Genomic DNA, 17,535 nt, shown 5'->3' on the forward strand with positions numbered 1-17,535 from the left:
CCCGTCCGATCCGCGGGACAGGCCCTAGAATCGCCGGACGATCGTCCACGTCCAGCGGCTGGAGCCACGGCTGATGAACGCAATACCGGCAGTCGCCTCCGACGTGCCCGAGCAGCGCAGCGGGGCGCCGGACGGCGTCTCCGGCGGCTGGCAGGCGCGCGCCCGAGCGCTGGTGATCCGGTTCGGCCCGGCCGTGTGGTGCTACACGCTGCTCAAACTGGTCGGCTTCACCGTCTTCATGAAGCTGCTCTCCTTCGCCGGCGACTACGCCAAGAAGCCGGCCCGGTTCGGCGGCGGCGCCAACCCCTGGGACGTGCTGGCCAGCTGGGACGGCTGGTGGTACCAGCAGGTGGCGCAGTTCGGCTACCACCCGGCCCTGGTCCCGATCCCGGGCGCCACCGGCGGGTTCATGGTCGAGCAGAACTCGGCGGCCTTCTTCCCGCTCTACCCCGGCCTGATGCGGATGACCTCGGAGGTCACCGGCCTCGGCCTGTACGGCGCCGGGATGCTGGTGTCGGTGGTGGCCTCGCTGTTCGCCGCGGCCGGGATCTTCGCCGTGGTGGAGAAGCTGTCCGGGGACGCCCGGGCGGGCGTGATCGCGGCCGGGATCTGGGCGATCGCACCGGGCTCGGGCGCCGAGTGGGCGGTCTACTCGGACTCCACCTTCGTCGCGCTGGCCGCCTGGGCCTGCTACCTCACGATGACCAAGCGGTGGATCGCCGCCGGGGCCGTCACCCTGGTCGCCGGGCTGAACCGGCCGACCGCCGCGGCGCTGATCGGCGCGGTGGGCCTGGCCGCGCTGGTCGAGCTGTGGCGGCGGGAGAGCGGCGTGCTGCGCCCGCTGGCGGCGATGCTGCTGGCCCCGCTCGGCCTGCTCGGCTACGTCGCCTGGGTGGGCTGGCGGACGGGCGAGTGGGGCGGCTACTTCCGGCTGCAGCACGACGCCTGGCTGCACTACTTCGACTGGGGCGAGGGCACCTGGCACGCGATCCGCGGCGTGCTGCTGGGCCGCGGCGACTACCCGTTCGCGTTCGCGGTGCCGGACCTGCTGGCCACCCTGATCGTGTTCACCCTGCCGATGCTGATCGTGCTGCTGATCCGGCTGCGCCCGCCGCTGGTGCTGGTCGCCTACACGCTGGCGACGATCGTCTCGGTGCTGGGCAGCCTCGGCATCTTCGGCAACGTCTCGCGCTACCTGCTGCCGGCGTTCCCGCTGTTCGTCCCGCTCGCGATCGGGATGCGCAAGCTGAGCTGGCCGGTGCTGGCGACGGTGCTGGGCAGCGGCGCGATCGCCTCCGGCTGGTACGCCGGGTACGTGATCTTCGAGCTCGGCGTGCCGTAGACCGCGCACGGACCCGAACCGGGGGCGCGTCCGTACGGGACGCGCCCCCGCGTGCTTCCGCCCCGCGCCCGCCCCGCGCCCGTCCCGCGCGCATCGGATCGGGATCGCCACACCCCCTTTCGCCGACCGATCGTTCGGTTACTCTGTGAGGTGTCCCGTCCTCCCCTCTGAGGAGCGCACAGATGTCCGCAGCGGTCACCCACCCCCTCGTCGCCGAGCTGGTCGAACGCCACCAGGCCACCCTGGACGCCGCGCTCGACGCGGCCGCCAAGCGCGACTACTGGTCCCCGTACCCCGAGTTCCCGAAGGCCTACGGCGAGAGCGGCCCGGCCGACGGCAAGGCCGCCTTCGACGCCGTGCTCGGCAAGCCCTTCGCCCTGCCGGGCCACCCCACCGACGGCGACCAGGTCGGCGGCGAGGCCTCCCCGTACGGCATCGAGCTGGGCATCACCTACCCGCACGCCGGGCCGGACGAGCTGATCGCCGCGATGCGCGCCGCGCAGCCCGGCTGGGCCGCCGCCTCCCCGCTGGAGCGCGCCGCCGTCTGCCTGGAGATCCTGCACCGGATCAACGCCCGCTCCCACGAGTTCGCCCAGGCCGTCATGCACACCACCGGCCAGGCCTACGGCATGGCCTTCCAGGCCGGCGGCCCGCACGCCCAGGACCGCGGGCTGGAGGCCGTCACCTACGCGTACGCCGAGCAGACCCGGCTGCCGAAGCGGGCCGACTGGACGAAGCCGCAGGGCAAGCGCGACCCGCTGGTGCTGAGCAAGGAGTTCACCGTCGTCCCGCGCGGCCTCGCGCTGCTGATCGGCTGCAACACCTTCCCGACCTGGAACGGCTTCCCCGGCCTGTTCGCCTCGCTGGCCACCGGCAACCCGGTGCTGGTCAAGCCGCACCCCCGGGCCGTCCTGCCGCTGGCGCTGACCGTCGCGATCGCCCGCGAGGTGCTCACCGAGGCCGGCTTCGACCCCAACCTGGTCTGCCTGGCCGCCGAGCACGAGGGCGGCACCGTCGCCCAGGCCCTGGCCGTCCGGCCCGAGATCAAGATGATCGACTACACCGGCTCCACCGCCTTCGGCGACTGGCTGGAGGAGCACGCCCGGCAGGCCCAGGTCTACACGGAGAAGGCCGGCGTCAACGCGGTGGTGATCGACTCCACCGACGACTACCGGGGCATGCTCGGCAACCTGGCCTTCGCGCTCTCCCTCTACAGCGGCCAGATGTGCACCACCCCGCAGAACCTGCTGATCCCGCGCGGCGGCATCGCCACCGAGCAGGGCGACAAGTCCTTCGACGAGGTCGTCGCCGACCTCGGCGCCGCCATCACGGGCCTGCTCTCCGACGACGCCCGCGCCGCCGGCATCCTCGGCGCCGTGGTCAACCCCGGCGTGCTGCAGCGCTCGGCCGCCGCGGCGAGCGGCGAGTACGGCGAACTCGCGCTCGCCCCGCGCACGGTGACCTCGCCGGAGTTCCCCGGCGCGACCGTGCGCACCCCCGCGCTGGTCAAGCTCGACGCCGACAAGCCGGACGACCGGGCGGTCTTCCGCACCGAGTGCTTCGGCCCGGTGACCTTCGCGATCGCCGTCGAATCCACCCCCGCCGCCGTCGAGTTGCTGCGCACCACGGTCCGCGACAAGGGCGCCATGACGGCCACCGGCTACACCACCTCGCCCGAGGTGGAGGGCCTGCTGGTCGAGGCCGCGCTGGACGCGGGCGTCTCGCTCTCGCTCAACCTCACCGGCGGCGTCTACCCCAACCAGACCGCCGCCTTCTCCGACCTGCACGGCACCGGCGCCAACCCGGCCGCCAACGCGGCCTACTGCGACGGCGCGTTCGTCGCCAACCGGTTCCGCACGGTGCAGATCCGCCGCCCCCAGTAGGGCGGGCCCGGCGCCCGGGGCCCCGGCGGTCACACCGACCGCCGGGGCCCCGGTGGTTCACAGCCCCGACCGCGCCCGCGATGATGGAGGCTGGGAGAACGCCGCGCGGGGCGGCGTCCAACCACCCTCAGAACCACGGGAGCTGACAGATGGCCGAGAATCCGACGATCGAAACCGACGTCCTGGTCGTCGGTGCCGGGCCGGCCGGCCTGCTGCTGGCCGGCGACCTCGCCGCCGCCGGGATCGGCGTCACCCTCCTGGAGAAGCGCGCCACCGAGTCCAACCTCACCCGGGCCTTCGCCGTGCACGCCCGCAGCCTGGAGATGCTGGACGCCCGCGGCCTCGCCGAGGACCTCATCGCCACCGGCCGCCCGCTCTCCGAGCTCAGGATGTTCGACCGCCTCGCGGTCGAGCTCCACCGGCTGCCGACCCGCTTCCCCTTCGTCCTGATCACCCCGCAGTACAACGTCGAACGGCTGCTGCACGAGCGCGCGGAGAAGGCCGGCGCGACGATCCTGCGCGGCACCGAGGTCACCGGCCTGCGCCAGGACGCGGACGGCGTCACCCTGGAGACGGCCGGCGGCGCCGCGTACCGCGCCCGGTACGCGGTCGGCACCGACGGCGTCCACTCCACCGTCCGCGACCTGCTCGGCCTCCCGTTCCCCGGCGAGTCGGTGGTCGACTCGGTGCTGCTCGCCGACGTCCGGCTGGAGCGCGAGCCCGAGGGCACCATCACCGTGGGCGCCAACGAGTCCGGCTTCGCCTTCCTGGCCCCCTTCGGCGACGGCTGGTACCGGGTCATCGCCTGGGACCGCCACCACAAGGTGCCGGACGGCACCGCCCCCTCGATCGAGCAGATCTCCGCCATCGCCACGGCCGCCATCGGCGAGGACTACGGCCTGCACGACGCCCGCTGGACGTCCACCTTCCACAGCGACGAGCGCCAGGTGCCCAACTACCGCTCCGGCCGGGTCTTCCTCGCCGGCGACGCCGCGCACTGCCACTCCCCGGCCGGCGGCCAGGGCATGAACACCGGCCTCCAGGACGCCGCCAACCTCTCCTGGAAGCTCGCCGCCGTCCTCCGGGGCCGGGCCACCGACGCGCTGCTCGACACCTACCAGACCGAGCGGCACCCGGTCGGGCGGATGGTCCTGCGCAGCTCCGGCGCGCTGATCCGGCTCGCCCTCGCCGAATCCGTCCCCACCCGCGCCCTGCGCGGCGCGCTCGGCGCGATCAGCAGCCACCTCGACCCGGTCGCCGAGCGCGGCGCCCGGATGGTCTCCGGGATCGGCATCTCCTACCCGGCGCCCAAGGACACCCACCCGCAGACCGGCAAGCGCGTCCCCGACCTGCGGCTGACCGCGCTGAGCCGCCCCGCCGAGGACGCCCCCGCCGCCCCCGAGCGGCTCTACGAGGCGCTGCGCGCCGGGAAGTTCGTGCTGGTCAGCAATGACGAGCTGGCCGCCACCGCGCCCTGGGCGGACCGCCTGGTGTTCGCCGCGCCGGCCGATCCGCACGGCAAGCTGCGCGACACCGTCCTGCTGATCCGCCCGGACGGCTACGTCGCCTGGGCCGGCGTCGACCCCGGTCAGAACGAGCTCCGCACCGCCCTCACCGGCTGGCTCGGCGCCCCCGCCACCGCCTGACGGGCCGTCCGGCCGCTCCCACCGCCCGCACGCTCCGTCCTCACCCTCCGCGTCCGCCCGGGCGCGGAGGGTTCGTGCGCGACGCAGGAGACCCACCGACCGGATCCGGTCGTCGGTTAACCCCGCGCCTTCACGTAGTGCCGGGCGGCCTTCGCCCGATTCCCGCACACCGCCATCCGGCACCAGCGGCGCCGCCCGTTCTGCGAGGCGTCGAAGAAATGCAGAATGCACGCCTCGTGCGCGCACTGCTTCACCCGGTTCGCGCCCTGCCCGAGCAGCGCCAGGAAGTCGTCCGCCGCCAGCCAGGGCGCCAGCCACTGCGGCCCGTCGACCTCGATCCGCTCCTCGGCCCCGCCCGGCCCGGCCGACCGCCGGATCCGGCCGTGGGCCAGCACCGCGTCCAGCCCGTCCCGCGCCGCCGACCCCAACTCGCCCTGCTCACGGGCGTCCTGGGCGGCGCGGTCGATCGCCTCACGGGCCTGCCGGATCGCCGCCAGCCCGGCCTCGTCGGCCGTGCAGCGCCCCCCGAGCCCGGCCGAGGAGATCCAGATGCCGTAGCCTTCGACGCCGTCCAGCAGGTCGTTGACGGGCAGGCCGGCCCAGCGGGTGTTGAGCAGGTCGAGCGCGAGCGGTTCGCCGATCAGCGGCCGGGGATCCCTCGGGTCCGGCGTCACGTCAGTCATCCTTCTCCCTCGGTTCGAGCCGATTCTACGGCCGCGCCCCCGCCGGTGAATTGGTATGGACCGTCCCGAGAATTCCAGCCATTCACTGTATGAACGACCGGCATTTCGCGGCATCCACACTTGACTGTTTTTTAGCAACGAATTGCTTGATCATGGGCCACCTCGCACACCGGTTCTGACATGTTCTAGCCAGCGTTCACGACCCCGGAACGCCTGGCCCCTTGCCGGCCCCCACAGCCGGCTGGAGGAGGAGATCCGTTGCGCCCCCGTTCTCTCGCCCTCGCCGCGGCGATAGCCGTCCTGCCGCTGACCGCCGTCTCGCTCGGCGTCTCCACCGCGCAGGCCGCGCCCGCTCCCCGCGTCGCCCTGACGAACACCGTGAACCCGGCGGTGGCCCACTCGGAGAAGAAGGGTGACGTCCCGGCCGAGCAGCAGATCTCGGTCGCCGTCAGCCTCAAGCTGCGCAACGCCGCCGAGCTCGACCGCTTCCTCGGCGCGGTCACCACGCCCGGCTCCCCCGAGTACGGCAAGTTCCTGACGCCGGAGCAGTTCACCGAGCGCTTCGGCCCGACCCAGCAGGACGTCGCCCAGGTCAAGGCCTACCTGGCCGCCCAGGGCCTCACCGTCACCGAGGTCAGCGCCAACCGCCAGGTCGTCAGCGCCCACGGCACCACCGCCCAGGTCTCGCAGGCCTTCGGGACCCACGAGAGCGCCTACGTGGACCCGCAGCTGCAGCGCACCTTCTTCGCCAACGACGCCGCCGCCTCGATCCCGGCCGAGCTGGCCTCGGTGATCCAGGGCGTCAGCGGCCTGGACAACCACGCGGTCCGCAAGAACCGCATCGCCAAGCCGAGCGCGATCACCCCGAACGCCGCCACCGCCAGCCCGAGCGGCATGAGCCCGGCCCAGTACACCGGCGCCTACAACCTGAACAAGACCGGCGCGGACGGCACCGGCGTGACCGTCGCCCTGTGGGAGTTCGACGGCTACCAGTCGTCCAACCTGACCACCTACGACTCGCAGTTCGGCCTGACCGGCCCGGCCGTCAGCACCGTCTCGGTGGACGGCGCCAGCTACGACTCCGCCCCCGGCCAGGGCCAGGGCGAGGTGGAGCTGGACAGCGAGATCGTCCGCGGCGCGGCGCCCAAGGCCACCCAGCTGGTCTACGAGGCCCCGAACAGCGACCAGGGCGAGATCGACATGGCCAACAAGATCGTGGCCGACAACAAGGCCTCGGTCATCTCGATCTCCTGGGGCTCCTGCGAGCCCGACACCACCGCCGCCTCGATGACGGCCGTGGACAACGCCTTCAAGCAGGCCGCCGCCCAGGGCATCTCGATCTTCTCCGCCTCCGGCGACGACGGCTCCCGCGACTGCACCCGCTCGACCAGCGGCTCGACCGTCAAGGCCGTCGACTTCCCGGCGTCCAGCCCGCACCAGACCGGTGTCGGCGGCACCAACCTCAAGGTCACCAGCGGCAACGGCTACTCCTCGGAGAGCGCCTGGAGCACCGCCGGCGGCGGCGTCTCCACCGTGTTCAGCAAGCCGTCCTGGCAGACCGGCACCGGCGTCAGCGGCACCATGCGCACCGTCCCGGACGTCGCCTCCAACGCCGACCCGGCGAGCGGCTTCTCGATCTACACCGCCGGTGGCTGGCAGGTCTACGGCGGCACCAGCGCGGCCGCCCCGCTGTGGTCCGGCTACGCCGCCCAGTTCAACCAGAAGGCCAAGGCCGCCGGGCAGCCGGTCCTCGGCGAGGCGAGCCCGCGCCTGTACTCGGTCGCCAACAGCACCAGCTACGGCAGCACGTTCCACGACGTGACCTCCGGCTCGAACCAGGACTTCCCCGCGAAGACCGGCTACGACCAGGTCACCGGCTGGGGCTCCCCGGTCGCCGACGCCCTGACCACCGCCCTGCTCGGCGGCAGCACCACCCCGCCGAACCCGGGCGGCGGCTGCACCGCCACCCAGCTGATCAACAACGGCGGCTTCGAGACCGGCACCGCCTCGCCGTGGACGGCCTCCTCCGGCGTCGTCGACAACAGCTCCTCCCAGGCGGCCCACTCGGGCAGCTGGAAGGCCTGGCTGAACGGTTACGGCAGCGCCCACACCGACACCCTGTCGCAGACCGTCACGGTCCCGACCGGCTGCGCCTCCGCCACCCTCACCTTCTGGCTGCACATCGACACCGCCGAGACCGGCAGCACCGCGTACGACAAGCTGACCCTGCAGGCCAACAGCACCACGCTGAAGACCTGGTCGAACGTGAACGCGGCCGCCGGCTACGTCCAGCAGACGGTGGACCTGACCTCCTTCGCCGGCCAGACCGTGACCCTCAAGTTCACCGGCACCGAGGACAGCTCGCAGCAGACCAGCTTCGTGATCGACGACGTCGCGCTGAACGTCAAGTGACCACGGGCCGGTAGCGCCGGCCGCAGCACCACCGAGACCCCCGCCGGGGCGGAGCCACAGGGCCCGCCCCGGCGGTGTCCGTTCCGCTCCGCGCCGGCCGGGTTCCCGCCGTGTTTCCGGACTGTTTCAAGATCGCTAACTGTGCGGTTCACCTGTCGTGACCACTGTCATACGCACGACTGATGACGTAGCCTCTCGACCGTGCATAGGGTTCCCCAAACCTCGGTGAAGCCGCCGGCGACGCGACCCGGCGTCGGCCCGGTCCGACCGAGCTCAGTTGGTGGGGAGGGTCACCGCATGGCCGCACAGCAGCCTCAGGATTCCGCGCGGCTCCGGCTGGTCGGTTCGCACCCGGAGCGCCCCGGCCCGTCCGCGCCCGCCCAGCCGGCCCCGGCGGCCGACCGGGCACCCGCCCCGACACCCGGGCCGGCGCCCGTCCCGGCGCCCGCGCCCGGACGGCCCGCGCCGGCCGGCGGCTTCGCGGACACCCTGCACCTGGCCATCGAGGCCAGCGGCCTCAGCCTGGACCGGATCCGCGCGGCCCTCGCCCAACGCGGCGTCAGGGTCAGCGTCACGACGCTGAGTTACTGGCGGCGCGGCCGCAGCCAGCCCGAACGGGCCAGCTCACTGCGCGCCGTCCACCTGCTGGAGGAACTGCTCGGCCTGCCGCACAGCGCGCTCTCCGCGCTGCTCGGCCCGCCGCGCCCGCGCGGCCGCTGGGCCGCCGCCGCCAACACCTGCCACCTCGGGCTGGAGGACGTCTGGCCGGGGGAGCAGGAGCTCGCCTCGATCTTCGCCGAGCTGGACGCCCCGCCGGCCGGCGAGCTGGAGCGCCTGAGCATCCACGACTCCTACTACGTGGACGCCGAGCGGCGCGGCAACCTGCTGCGGATGCGCCAGGTGGTGCGCGCCACGGTCGGCGGCGTCGGCCGCTGCCTGGTCGTGCACAAGGCCGACGAGGAGGCCACCGGCTGCCCGGAGATCACCTCGGTCCGGCACGGCCGGCTCGGCCGGGTCCGCCGCCGCCCCGAGGAGGGGCTGACCGTCGCCGAGCTGATGCTGGACCGCCCGCTGGGGCTCGGCGACAGCACGGTCTTCGAGTACGAGGTGGAGATCCCGCCCGGCGGCCCGACCCTGGAGTACAGCCGCCGCTTCGCCACCCCGGTGCGCGAGTACGTGCTGCAGGTGCACTTCGACCCGGCGTCCGTCCCGGCGCACTGCGAGCGGTACGACCGCGAGCCGGGCGCCGACGTCGACCACCGCCGCGAGCAGCTGTGGATCGGCGCCTCCGCCAGCGCCCACGTCCTGGCCCCGGACCAGCAGCCGGGCCACATCGGCATCCGCTGGGAGTGGTCCTAGCCCCTCCGGCCCCACCCCGTCAGCCCCGCCCGGCCCCGTGCCCGGCGGGGCTTCCTTCTGCCCCGGACACCTAACCCCTTCACGCACTCATACCGGTTGACGCCTCATCACCTAACCCCTACTCTCATTCATACCGGTTAGGCAGTCGCCGCCGGAGCCACCGCCCTCCAGGAGTGATCAGGCATGTCCGCCACCGTCACCAAGCTCCGCACCCTGCAGACCGGCCACGTCGGCCTGAACGTCACCGACCTGGCCCGCTCGATCGACTTCTACCGCGCCGTCCTCGGCCTCGACATCGCCCACGAGGGCACCGAGGCCGACCGCCGCTTCGCCCTCCTCGGCCGCGACGGCCGCCTGGTCGTCACGCTCTGGCAGCAGAGCGAGGGCACCTTCTCCACCGCCACCCCCGGCCTGCACCACCTCTCCTTCGAGGTCGAGAGCCTCGACGAGGTCCGCGCCACCGAGGCCCTGCTGCGCGAGCTGGGCGCCGAGTTCGCCTACGACGGCGTCGTCCCGCACGGCGAGGGCTCCGCCTCCGGCGGCATCTTCTTCACCGACCCGGACGGCATCCGGCTGGAGATCTACACCCGCACCGGCGTGGACGCGACGGGCGCCGCCGCCCCCACCGCCGACGCCCCGACCTGCGGCTTCTTCTAGACCGCGGCTGGACCACGGCCGGACCACGACATCCGTCGGCCATCGAGGCGAGCCACGGGGGAGCACACCATGACGACCGTCAGCACGCCCTACCACTCCGGTGAACGGGCCGCCCAGACCCGGGCCGGCCTCACCGCGCGGGCCGACCACGCCGGCCGCGCCATCCGCGCCACCATCCCGGCCGTCGCCGCCCGCTTCCTGGCCGAGCGGCGCACCCTGGTCCTCGGCGCCGCCGACCGGGACGGCCGGATCTGGGCCACCCAGCTGGCCGGCCCGGCCGGCTTCCTGCGGGCGCCGGACGAACGGACGATGGCCGTCGCCGCGCACCCGGCCGAGGCCGACCCGCTGGCCGAGGCGCTGACCCGCCCGGCCCGGGTCGGCACCATCGCGCTGGACGCGGCCGGCCGCCGCCGGATGCGGCTCAACGGCCACTCCCGGCCGGACGGGCGGGGCGGGCTGGCGGTCACCGCCGAGGAGGTGGTCTCCAACTGCCCGAAGTACATCCAGCGCCGCACCCCGCTGGACCGCCCGGAGGCCGGCCCGCCCCGCACCCTCGCCGCCGGCACCACGCTGACCACCGCGCAGCAGCTGACGGCCGTCACCGCGGACACCTTCTTCATCGCCACCACCGGCCCGGACGGCAGCGTCGACGCCTCGCACCGCGGCGGCCTGCCCGGCTTCCTCCAGGCCGTCGCCCCGGACCGGCTGCGCTGGCCGGAGTACCCGGGCAACAGCATGTTCCTGACCCTCGGCAACCTCGAGGTGGACCCGCGCGCCGGCCTGCTGCTGCCCGACTGGGAGACCGGCGGGGCGCTGCTGGTCACCGGCGAGGCCCGCACCGACTGGTCCGAGGAGGCCCGCGGCGCCGCCCCGGGCGCCGAGCGGATGGTCGAACTCGCCGTCACCGGCGTGGTCGAGCTCGCCGACGCCACCCCGCTGACCTGGACCGATCCCGAGTACTCGCCGGCCAACCCGCGCTGACCCCGCGCACAGCTCCGTACCGGCACTAACCGCTCCGCCGGTCCCGCGCCACGCCCGGGAGCCAACTGGTCGTCACCCCTCCGGCTCAATCCGCCGCGCCGCACCCCGCCCGCTTTGGGACTTTGGTCCCGGTGGCACGCGGAGCCGGCCCGGGCAGGCCACTCCTGTCACGCCGTCAGGCCGTGACCAGGAAGGACCGCAGGAAAGAGGCGGAGCATGACCCTGACCGACCTGTCCCCGCTGCCGGAGTTCGACGAGATCGAGCCGGGCGAGGACTGCACGTGCGGCGGCTGCGGCGCCCGCCGCCTGGCCCGGCTGCACGCCGCCCCCGTCCACGAGGGCGGCCACGCGGCGGCCCGCAGCCTGCGCCGCCGGGCCGCCGTCCTGGTGGCCGCGGTGGGCACCGCGATAGCCGGCGGCACCGCGGCCGCCGGATCCGCCGCCGCGGCGCCCGCCCCCACCCCCGGCCCGGGCGGCAGCAGCACCGCCCAGCCCCCGGCGTCCCCGCAGGGCGAGGTCAGCGGCCTGTACGGCGAGGACCAGGAGGCCCGCGGCGCCGCCGTCCCGGTCACCCGCGCGCAGATCATCCAGCGCGCACAGAGCTGGGTCGACCAGCGGGTGCCGTACAGCATGGGCCGCTACTGGTCGGACGGCTACCGCCAGGACTGCTCCGGCTTCGTCTCGATGGCCTGGGGCCTCGACAGCAGCCAGACCACCTGGACCCTGCCCGACTTCGCCGAGCGGATCGGGAAGAACGACCTCCAGCCCGGCGACGTGCTGATCTACAACAACCCGGCCAACCCGCAGGCCGGCTCGCACGTCACGCTCTTCGGCGGCTGGACGGACTCCTCCCGCACCCGCTACCTCGCCTACGAGCAGACCTCCCCCGGCACCAAGAAGCGCGACACCCCGTACGCGTACTGGAACAACTCCGCCGGCTACGTCCCGTACCGCTACACCGGCCTGTCCGGCGGCAGCAGCGACGGCGGCGGCACCTCCGCGGACGCCTTCCCCGGCGCGGACAAGTTCGGCCCCGGCGCGAACAACGCCTACGTCACCAGGCTCGGCCGGATGCTGGTGCAGCGCGGCGGCGCCCGCTTCTACTCCGAGGGCCCCGGCCCGCGCTGGGGCGAGGCCGACCGCAGGGCGACCCAGGCCTTCCAGCTCGCCCAGGGCTGGCGCGGCGCCGAGGCGGACGGCATCCCCGGCAAGGACACCTGGGCCTACCTGGTCAACGGCAAGGGCCGCGACATCGACGCCGCCGGCGTCCCGTCGCCCCCGCCGCCCCCGCCCGGCACCGCCACCGGCACCGGCACCGCCACCGGCACCCCCGCCTACCCCGGCCGGGAGGCCTTCGGGCCCGGGCAGGACAACGACTCCGTCCGGCAGCTCGGCGAGCAGCTGGTCCGCAAGGGCTACGGCGGCGCGTACGGCGTCGGCCCCGGCCCGCGGTGGAGCGAGAGCGACCGCCGCAACGTCCAGGCCTTCCAGCAGGCCCAGGGCTGGACGAATGCGGACGCCGACGGCTACCCGGGCCCGGAGACCTGGCGCCGGCTCTTCTCCTGACCGCCCCCGCTCCGCGGCTGCCCCGCTCCGCCTCAGCGCCCGTCCGGCCCCGCGCCGGGCGGGCGCCCCGCCATCCAGTGGAACAGCCCCATCCCGACGCTGGTCGCCAGGTTGAAGCTGGACACCCCCGGGCGCATCGGCACCGCGACCAGCTGGTCCGCCCGTGCCCGGAGCTCCGCCGAGACGCCGTGCCGCTCGGTGCCGAAGGCCAGCAGCGCGTCGTCCGGGAACGGCACCTCCCGGATGTCCGCGCCCTCCGGGTCCAGCACGTACAGCGGGCCGTCCGGCAGCTCCGGCAGGCTCAGCCGCTCGACGGCGGTGGCGAAGTGCAGGCCCGCGCTGCCGCGCAGCACGGTCGGGTGCCACGGGTCCAGCTCGCCGGTGGTCACCACCCCGGTCGCACCGAAGCCGGCCGCCAGCCGGATCACCGCCCCGACGTTGCCCAGGTTCCGCGGGTTCTCCAGCAGCACCACCGGCGCCCGCCGCGGCCGGCGCGCCAGCGCCTCCCGGTTCGCACCGGCGGACGGCCGCCGCACCTGCGCGATCACCCCGGTCGGATGCAGCCGCGGCACCAGCGAGCGCAGCACCGGCTCCGGCAGTTCCACCGCCAGCTCGTCCAGCGCCGGCCCGACGTCCGCCGCCAGCTCCTCGGCCAGCGCCGCCAGCGCCGCCCGGTCCGAGGTCAGCACCCGCCGCACGTCCCCGCCGAACCGCAGCGCGTGCTTCAGCGCGTGGAACCCGTCCAGCACCACCACCCCGGGCTCCCGCTCCGCCGCCCGCCAGGCCCGCTCCACCTCGTCGTCCATGGCAATCATGCTGTCACCCCGCCAGTGCCCTACTCACTGCGGCGTCCGGCGGCAGCGATCACCGACCCGCACCCACCCCGCCTCACACCCCCTTCGCACTCCCCCGCAACGCCCGCTCCAGGTCCCGCAGCGCCTGCCCCAGCAGCCGCGTCCCCGCCCGCACCACGTCCCGCTCCACCCCCGGCGCCCCCGCCGCCAGCCGTTCCTCCAGCCGCGCCTGCGCGTCCCGCACCGCACCGAACTCCACCGGCCGCCCGGTGAGCAGCGCCCCCGCCGCGAGCGCGGTGGCGAGCCGCAGTTCCTCCGCGTACTCCGCCGTCCCGGGCACCGGCTCCGCGTCCGCCGCCGGCAGGTGCGCCTCCAGCAGCACCGCGACCCGCCCGAGGTGTCCGACCGCGGCCCGGGCCCGGTCGACCTGGCGCCTGGTCACGCCGGCGAGCCCGGTCTCGTGCCGCCCGGGTTCGGCGTCGGCCCGCTGGATCGCCTGGAGCAGTTCGGAGCGCGCCTCCCGCGAGTCGAGCAGCGCGGACCGCACGGTCCGCCCGCGCGGCCGGTCCGGCGTCTCGTAGCAGGCGACGACGGCGGCCGCGTACCGCCCGGCGGCGGCCAGCCACTCGGCGAGCCGTTCGCCGAGCCGGGCGGTCTGCCAGGTGGGGAACAGCGCGTACGTCAGCAGGGCCACGGTTCCGCCGAGCAGCGTCAGCCCGACCCGTTCGAAGGCGGTGACCAGCGGGTCCCCGGCCTGCAGCCCGAGCAGGAACACCACGTACGAGGAGATCCCGACGGTCATCAGCGCGTACCCGGTCTTCAGCGTCAGGTACGCCGCGCCGATGCACAGCACCGCGAGCGCGGCGAGCACCCAGTGCCCGGGGTGGGCGAGCTGCACGACCAGCGTCGAGACGGCGACGCCGACGACCGTCCCGGCGAGCCGGGCGACGCCGCGGCTGTAGGTCTGCGCGAAGTCGGGCCGCATCACCATGGCGGCGGTGAGCGGCGCCCAGTAGCCGTGGTGGAAGCCGGCCAGCCGGGCGAGCAGGTAGGCGACGGTGACGACCCCGGCGAGCCGGACGGCGTGCTGGAAGATCGCCGAGCGCGGCCGGAGCTGGCGCCGGACGGCCCGCAGCGCGACGGGCAGCATCCGGGAGAGCGGGGGCTTGTGCAGGGCCCCGCCGGCGCCGACCACCGGGGTGGTGATGGTGTCCTCGTCGCCGCGGTCGAGCGCGTCCGCGGCCTTGCGCAGCAGTCCGCCGAGCCGCCGCGCGGAGTGCCGGGCGGCGCCCTGCAGCCGTGGCCCGTCCTCCGCGCCGACGACGGTGAGCGAGGGCGCGGAGCGGGGCAGCCGGAGCGGGTCGCCGGTGCGGACGGCCCGGGCGAGGGCGTCCATGACCTCGGCGGCGGCCGCCAGCACCTCCCGGGCCCGGTCGCGCCCGGGCCCTTCCTCGGGGGCGCCGACCTTGGGGTCCGCGAGCGCGGCGAGGGTGGGGCGGATGCGTTCGGCGATGCCGCGCAGGCCGCGCAGCTCGGGCGGCCGGTGGCGGTCCTGCCAGGGGGTGAGGGCGGCGGCGTGCCGGGCGGTCATGAACGGCGCCGGGTCCACGTGCGCGGTCGGATCCTGCCGCAACCGCCGCGCGTAGTCGGCGAGTTCGGCATAGGTGTCGGCGAGGGCGGACCGCTGGGCGGTCCAACTGCCGATCGGCCACAGGGTGATGACGACGGCCTGGGTGACGCCGCCGAGGGCGGCGACGAGTCCGTGGCCGAGCGCGGCCGCGGCGCTGACCGGGAGTTGGACGACGACCAGCATCACCGAGACGGTGTTGGCGGCGACCACCCCGGCGGTCGGCCCGATCGCCCAGGCCAGCCCGGCGCCGAAGGCCCACACCGCGAGCAGCGCCGGGAACAGCCCGTACACGCCGGCGGCCAGGTAGCCGAGGAAGGTGCTGGTGCCGAGCCCGAGTCCGGCCGCGACGGCGAGGCTGGCCCGGGGCCGGAAGCTGCGCTGGAAGGTGGCCGTCCCGGCGATGAAGGCGCCCATCGCGGCCGAGGTGGCGAGCGCGGGCCCGCCGAGCGCCAGCGTGGGGAAGAGCACCAGGGCGACGGCGACCGCGCCGCGCAGCGCCCGCTTGGGGTCGGTGAGCGCCCGGTCGAGGGTGAGCCCGGTCCGCGCGGTGTCACGAAGTGCGGCGAACCAGGACATAGCGACATCCTAGGTCGCGGCATCCCCCGCTGGACGCCACCGGCGCAGCCGGTCCGCCCGTGCGGCCAGCCAGAGCAGCACGCCGGTCGGCAGGAACACCGAGTCCGCCGCGATCATCGCGAGCGAGAACACCGGCAGCCCGAGCACCACCGCGATCCCCAGGTGCTCGGCCATCATCAGCGCCAGCAGCGCGTTCTTGACCCGCCGGTTGAGCAGCGTGAACGGGAAGGCGACCTGCAGGATCACCGTCCCGTACGAGATCAGGAACACCGGCAGCAGTGCCGAGCCGACCAGCCCGGACAGCCAGGGCCAGGGGGCGAAGTAGTCGAGGTGCAGCGGGTAGTACAGCGCGGTGCCGTCCTGCCAGCGCGAGCCCTGCACCTTGTACCAGCCGGCCGTGGCGTAGATCAGCACCACCTCGGCGGCGATCACCGCCATCGCGCAGTTGTGCACCATGTTCGCCAGCGCGTCGAGCACCGCCCGGATCTCGCCGTCCGGCCGCAGCCGCCCGAGCGCCCACCACAGCCCGGCCACCGTCCACAGCCCCCAGAACAGCGGCGACCACCCGACGTACGGGAAGCTCGTCGCCGTCCAGGTCAGCGCGTCACCGGCGGAGCCGCCGAACTGAGCGGCCGCCAGCAGCGCGCCGAGGACGGCCCACAGCACCACCCCGCCCCGGCCCGCCGGTCGCCGCGCGTCCAGCGACCAGACCTGCGCGCAGCGGGTGAAGACGAGGTAGACCGCCATCAGGTGGACGACGTTGTCGCCGCCGTCGCCGAGGAACACGTCGCGGTTCTGCAGCGACAGCACGGTGACCAGGAACAGCACCGCACTGGCCCTGGTCCGCCAGCCGAGCAGCACCGCCAGGGCGGCCAACACCGCCAGGTGGTAGACGAGTTCGAACCAGAGCCGGCCGCCGAACCAGGGCAGCACGGTGAACGCCCCGTTCTCGGCGAGCAGCCGTTCGGCCAGGGGCATCGACCAGGGGGAGAGGTCGCCGTACAGCACCCGGCGGTGCGGCCACTCGCGCAGCAGGTAGGCGAGCCAGACCAGCCCGAAGCCGATCCGCACCGCCGCGGCCTGGTGCGGGCCGAGGGCCCGACCGGTGAACGCCGCGAGCGCCTGCCAGACCGCCCGGCCCGCCCGTTCCCGTACCCCCGGCGCGGGCGGCACCGGGGCCGACCGCGCGACGGCAGGCGCGGCGGCGGGCACGCCGACACCGGGTTCGGGGCCCTGGCGGGGGATGCCGTCCAGCAGCCGCGGCTGCTCCGCCACCCGACGCGCCGGTTCGCTCACCCGAGCCCCCGGTAGTCCTCGTCGGCCACCGGCCACCACGGCAGCTCCCGCACCTTCGGCGCGGGCGGCTCGGCCTCGCCGCTCCAGGCGGGCGGCGCGACGGTGGTCGCGGTCATCCGGAACTCGATCTCCAGCACCCGTTCGCCGTCCACCTCGCGGCCGATCCGCTGCAGCGCGATCCGCTTGAGGTACTGCTCGGCGAGTTTGCCGCGGGTGCCGGTCGGCCGTTCGTCCTGCGGGTCGTGCGAGCCGTCGTAGAAGTCCCACGCGCGGCGCAGCAGGTTCTGGTCGACGTGGCTGGGCGCCGGGTTGCCCCGGATCGCGGCGATGTCCTGCGCGGTCAGCCCGGTCCAGTCGCGGGTGCGGGTGGTGCCGCCGTCCGCGACGGTGCGCACCCGGGCGTCCACGGTGATGTTCTGCTGCAGCGGGTTGGGCGCGAACAGCTTCCAGTTCTGCTCGAACTCGGGGTAGACCACGCCGTCGATCTGGTCGCGGTACTGCCGGGACAGCGTGTTGGCGGGCGCGACGTGCAGGAACACGGCGGCGAGGAAGAGCCCGGTGCCGGCCGTCAGCACGGCGGCGGCCAGGCCCAGCACCAGCTGCGCGGGCGCCGACCAGACCCGGTCCCGGGCCGGGTGGTCCCCCGCCGGGTGGTCCGCAGTCGGGCGGTCCCCCGCCGCCCGGTCCGTCGTCTCCGTCATGCCCTCCCC

At 74.6% G+C, this 17,535-nt stretch carries 13 protein-coding genes; 8 read left to right on the plus strand and 5 right to left on the minus strand.

Going from position 1 to position 17,535, the window contains the following annotated elements; all coding sequences use genetic code 11:
* The first annotated feature begins 73 nt into the window (after positions 1–73).
* The 3 genes from AB2U05_RS16130 to AB2U05_RS16140 all read left to right on the plus strand — a co-directional run bounded on the left by AB2U05_RS16130 (position 74) and on the right by AB2U05_RS16140 (position 4,871).
* Positions 74–1,342, plus strand: coding sequence for a glycosyltransferase family 39 protein (locus AB2U05_RS16130; RefSeq protein WP_244178793.1), 1,269 nt, complete (start codon positions 74–76; stop codon positions 1,340–1,342).
* 182 nt (positions 1,343–1,524) lie between these two features.
* On the plus strand, positions 1,525–3,225 hold the full coding sequence (paaN, locus tag AB2U05_RS16135; protein ID WP_045697017.1) for a phenylacetic acid degradation protein PaaN: 1,701 nt from the start codon (positions 1,525–1,527) through the stop codon (positions 3,223–3,225).
* Positions 3,226–3,374: 149 nt separating this feature from the next.
* Positions 3,375–4,871 (plus strand): FAD-dependent monooxygenase, encoded by a 1,497-nt coding sequence (locus AB2U05_RS16140; RefSeq protein ID WP_369183558.1) that lies wholly within the window; start codon positions 3,375–3,377, stop codon positions 4,869–4,871.
* A gap of 116 nt (positions 4,872–4,987) precedes the next feature.
* Here the strand turns inward: AB2U05_RS16140 and AB2U05_RS16145 are convergent, their stop codons facing one another.
* Positions 4,988–5,554 carry a CGNR zinc finger domain-containing protein gene (locus AB2U05_RS16145; RefSeq protein ID WP_369183559.1) on the minus strand — a complete coding sequence of 189 codons (567 nt, stop codon included), beginning with the start codon at positions 5,552–5,554 and terminating at the stop codon, positions 4,988–4,990.
* 258 nt (positions 5,555–5,812) lie between these two features.
* On the opposite strand from AB2U05_RS16145, the gene AB2U05_RS16150 reads away from it, so the two are divergent.
* The 5 genes from AB2U05_RS16150 to AB2U05_RS16170 all read left to right on the plus strand — a co-directional run bounded on the left by AB2U05_RS16150 (position 5,813) and on the right by AB2U05_RS16170 (position 12,529).
* Complete coding sequence (locus tag AB2U05_RS16150) at positions 5,813–7,966, plus strand: protease pro-enzyme activation domain-containing protein (protein WP_045697023.1); 2,154 nt, start codon at positions 5,813–5,815, stop codon at positions 7,964–7,966.
* 297 nt (positions 7,967–8,263) lie between these two features.
* Complete coding sequence (locus AB2U05_RS16155) at positions 8,264–9,325, plus strand: XRE family transcriptional regulator (protein WP_369183560.1); 1,062 nt, start codon at positions 8,264–8,266, stop codon at positions 9,323–9,325.
* Positions 9,326–9,508: 183 nt separating this feature from the next.
* Positions 9,509–9,982, plus strand: a complete 474-nt coding sequence (locus AB2U05_RS16160; RefSeq protein WP_045697026.1) for a VOC family protein — start codon at positions 9,509–9,511, stop codon at positions 9,980–9,982.
* A 69-nt stretch (positions 9,983–10,051) separates the two neighbouring features.
* Positions 10,052–10,963 (plus strand): pyridoxamine 5'-phosphate oxidase family protein, encoded by a 912-nt coding sequence (locus AB2U05_RS16165; RefSeq protein WP_369183561.1) that lies wholly within the window; start codon positions 10,052–10,054, stop codon positions 10,961–10,963.
* A gap of 216 nt (positions 10,964–11,179) precedes the next feature.
* Complete coding sequence (locus AB2U05_RS16170) at positions 11,180–12,529, plus strand: peptidoglycan-binding protein (RefSeq protein ID WP_369183562.1); 1,350 nt, start codon at positions 11,180–11,182, stop codon at positions 12,527–12,529.
* A 32-nt stretch (positions 12,530–12,561) separates the two neighbouring features.
* Here the strand turns inward: AB2U05_RS16170 and AB2U05_RS16175 are convergent, their stop codons facing one another.
* The 4 genes from AB2U05_RS16175 to AB2U05_RS16190 all read right to left on the minus strand — a co-directional run bounded on the left by AB2U05_RS16175 (position 12,562) and on the right by AB2U05_RS16190 (position 17,526).
* On the minus strand, positions 12,562–13,335 hold the full coding sequence (locus AB2U05_RS16175; RefSeq protein ID WP_045697032.1) for an RNA methyltransferase: 774 nt from the start codon (positions 13,333–13,335) through the stop codon (positions 12,562–12,564).
* 82 nt (positions 13,336–13,417) lie between these two features.
* Positions 13,418–15,529, minus strand: a complete 2,112-nt coding sequence (locus AB2U05_RS16180; RefSeq protein ID WP_369183563.1) for an FUSC family protein — start codon at positions 15,527–15,529, stop codon at positions 13,418–13,420.
* Between the two features lie 9 nt (positions 15,530–15,538).
* Positions 15,539–16,702, minus strand: coding sequence for an HTTM domain-containing protein (locus tag AB2U05_RS16185; RefSeq protein WP_369185959.1), 1,164 nt, complete (start codon positions 16,700–16,702; stop codon positions 15,539–15,541).
* A 119-nt stretch (positions 16,703–16,821) separates the two neighbouring features.
* Positions 16,822–17,526, minus strand: a complete 705-nt coding sequence (locus AB2U05_RS16190) for a DUF5819 family protein (RefSeq protein ID WP_369183564.1) — start codon at positions 17,524–17,526, stop codon at positions 16,822–16,824.
* Between the last annotated feature and the right edge of the window lie 9 nt (positions 17,527–17,535).

It is taken from the genome of Streptomyces sp. Y1 (assembly GCF_041053115.1).
Classification (GTDB): domain Bacteria; phylum Actinomycetota; class Actinomycetes; order Streptomycetales; family Streptomycetaceae; genus Kitasatospora; species Kitasatospora rubellomurina.

What these genes read in the sequence shown, in the direction of transcription:
- AB2U05_RS16155 (WP_369183560.1), top strand. Translation starts at nt 8,264, where the DNA reads ATGGCCGCACAGCAGCCTCAGGATTCCGCGCGGCTCCGGCTGGTCGGT.
- AB2U05_RS16190 (WP_369183564.1), bottom strand. Translation starts at nt 17,526, where the DNA reads ATGACGGAGACGACGGACCGGGCGGCGGGGGACCGCCCGACTGCGGAC.
- AB2U05_RS16160 (WP_045697026.1), top strand. Translation starts at nt 9,509, where the DNA reads ATGTCCGCCACCGTCACCAAGCTCCGCACCCTGCAGACCGGCCACGTC.
- AB2U05_RS16140 (WP_369183558.1), top strand. Translation starts at nt 3,375, where the DNA reads ATGGCCGAGAATCCGACGATCGAAACCGACGTCCTGGTCGTCGGTGCC.
- AB2U05_RS16180 (WP_369183563.1), bottom strand. Translation starts at nt 15,529, where the DNA reads ATGTCCTGGTTCGCCGCACTTCGTGACACCGCGCGGACCGGGCTCACC.
- paaN (WP_045697017.1), top strand. Translation starts at nt 1,525, where the DNA reads ATGTCCGCAGCGGTCACCCACCCCCTCGTCGCCGAGCTGGTCGAACGC.
- AB2U05_RS16170 (WP_369183562.1), top strand. Translation starts at nt 11,180, where the DNA reads ATGACCCTGACCGACCTGTCCCCGCTGCCGGAGTTCGACGAGATCGAG.
- AB2U05_RS16145 (WP_369183559.1), bottom strand. Translation starts at nt 5,554, where the DNA reads ATGACTGACGTGACGCCGGACCCGAGGGATCCCCGGCCGCTGATCGGC.
- AB2U05_RS16130 (WP_244178793.1), top strand. Translation starts at nt 74, where the DNA reads ATGAACGCAATACCGGCAGTCGCCTCCGACGTGCCCGAGCAGCGCAGC.
- AB2U05_RS16175 (WP_045697032.1), bottom strand. Translation starts at nt 13,335, where the DNA reads ATGGACGACGAGGTGGAGCGGGCCTGGCGGGCGGCGGAGCGGGAGCCC.
- AB2U05_RS16165 (WP_369183561.1), top strand. Translation starts at nt 10,052, where the DNA reads ATGACGACCGTCAGCACGCCCTACCACTCCGGTGAACGGGCCGCCCAG.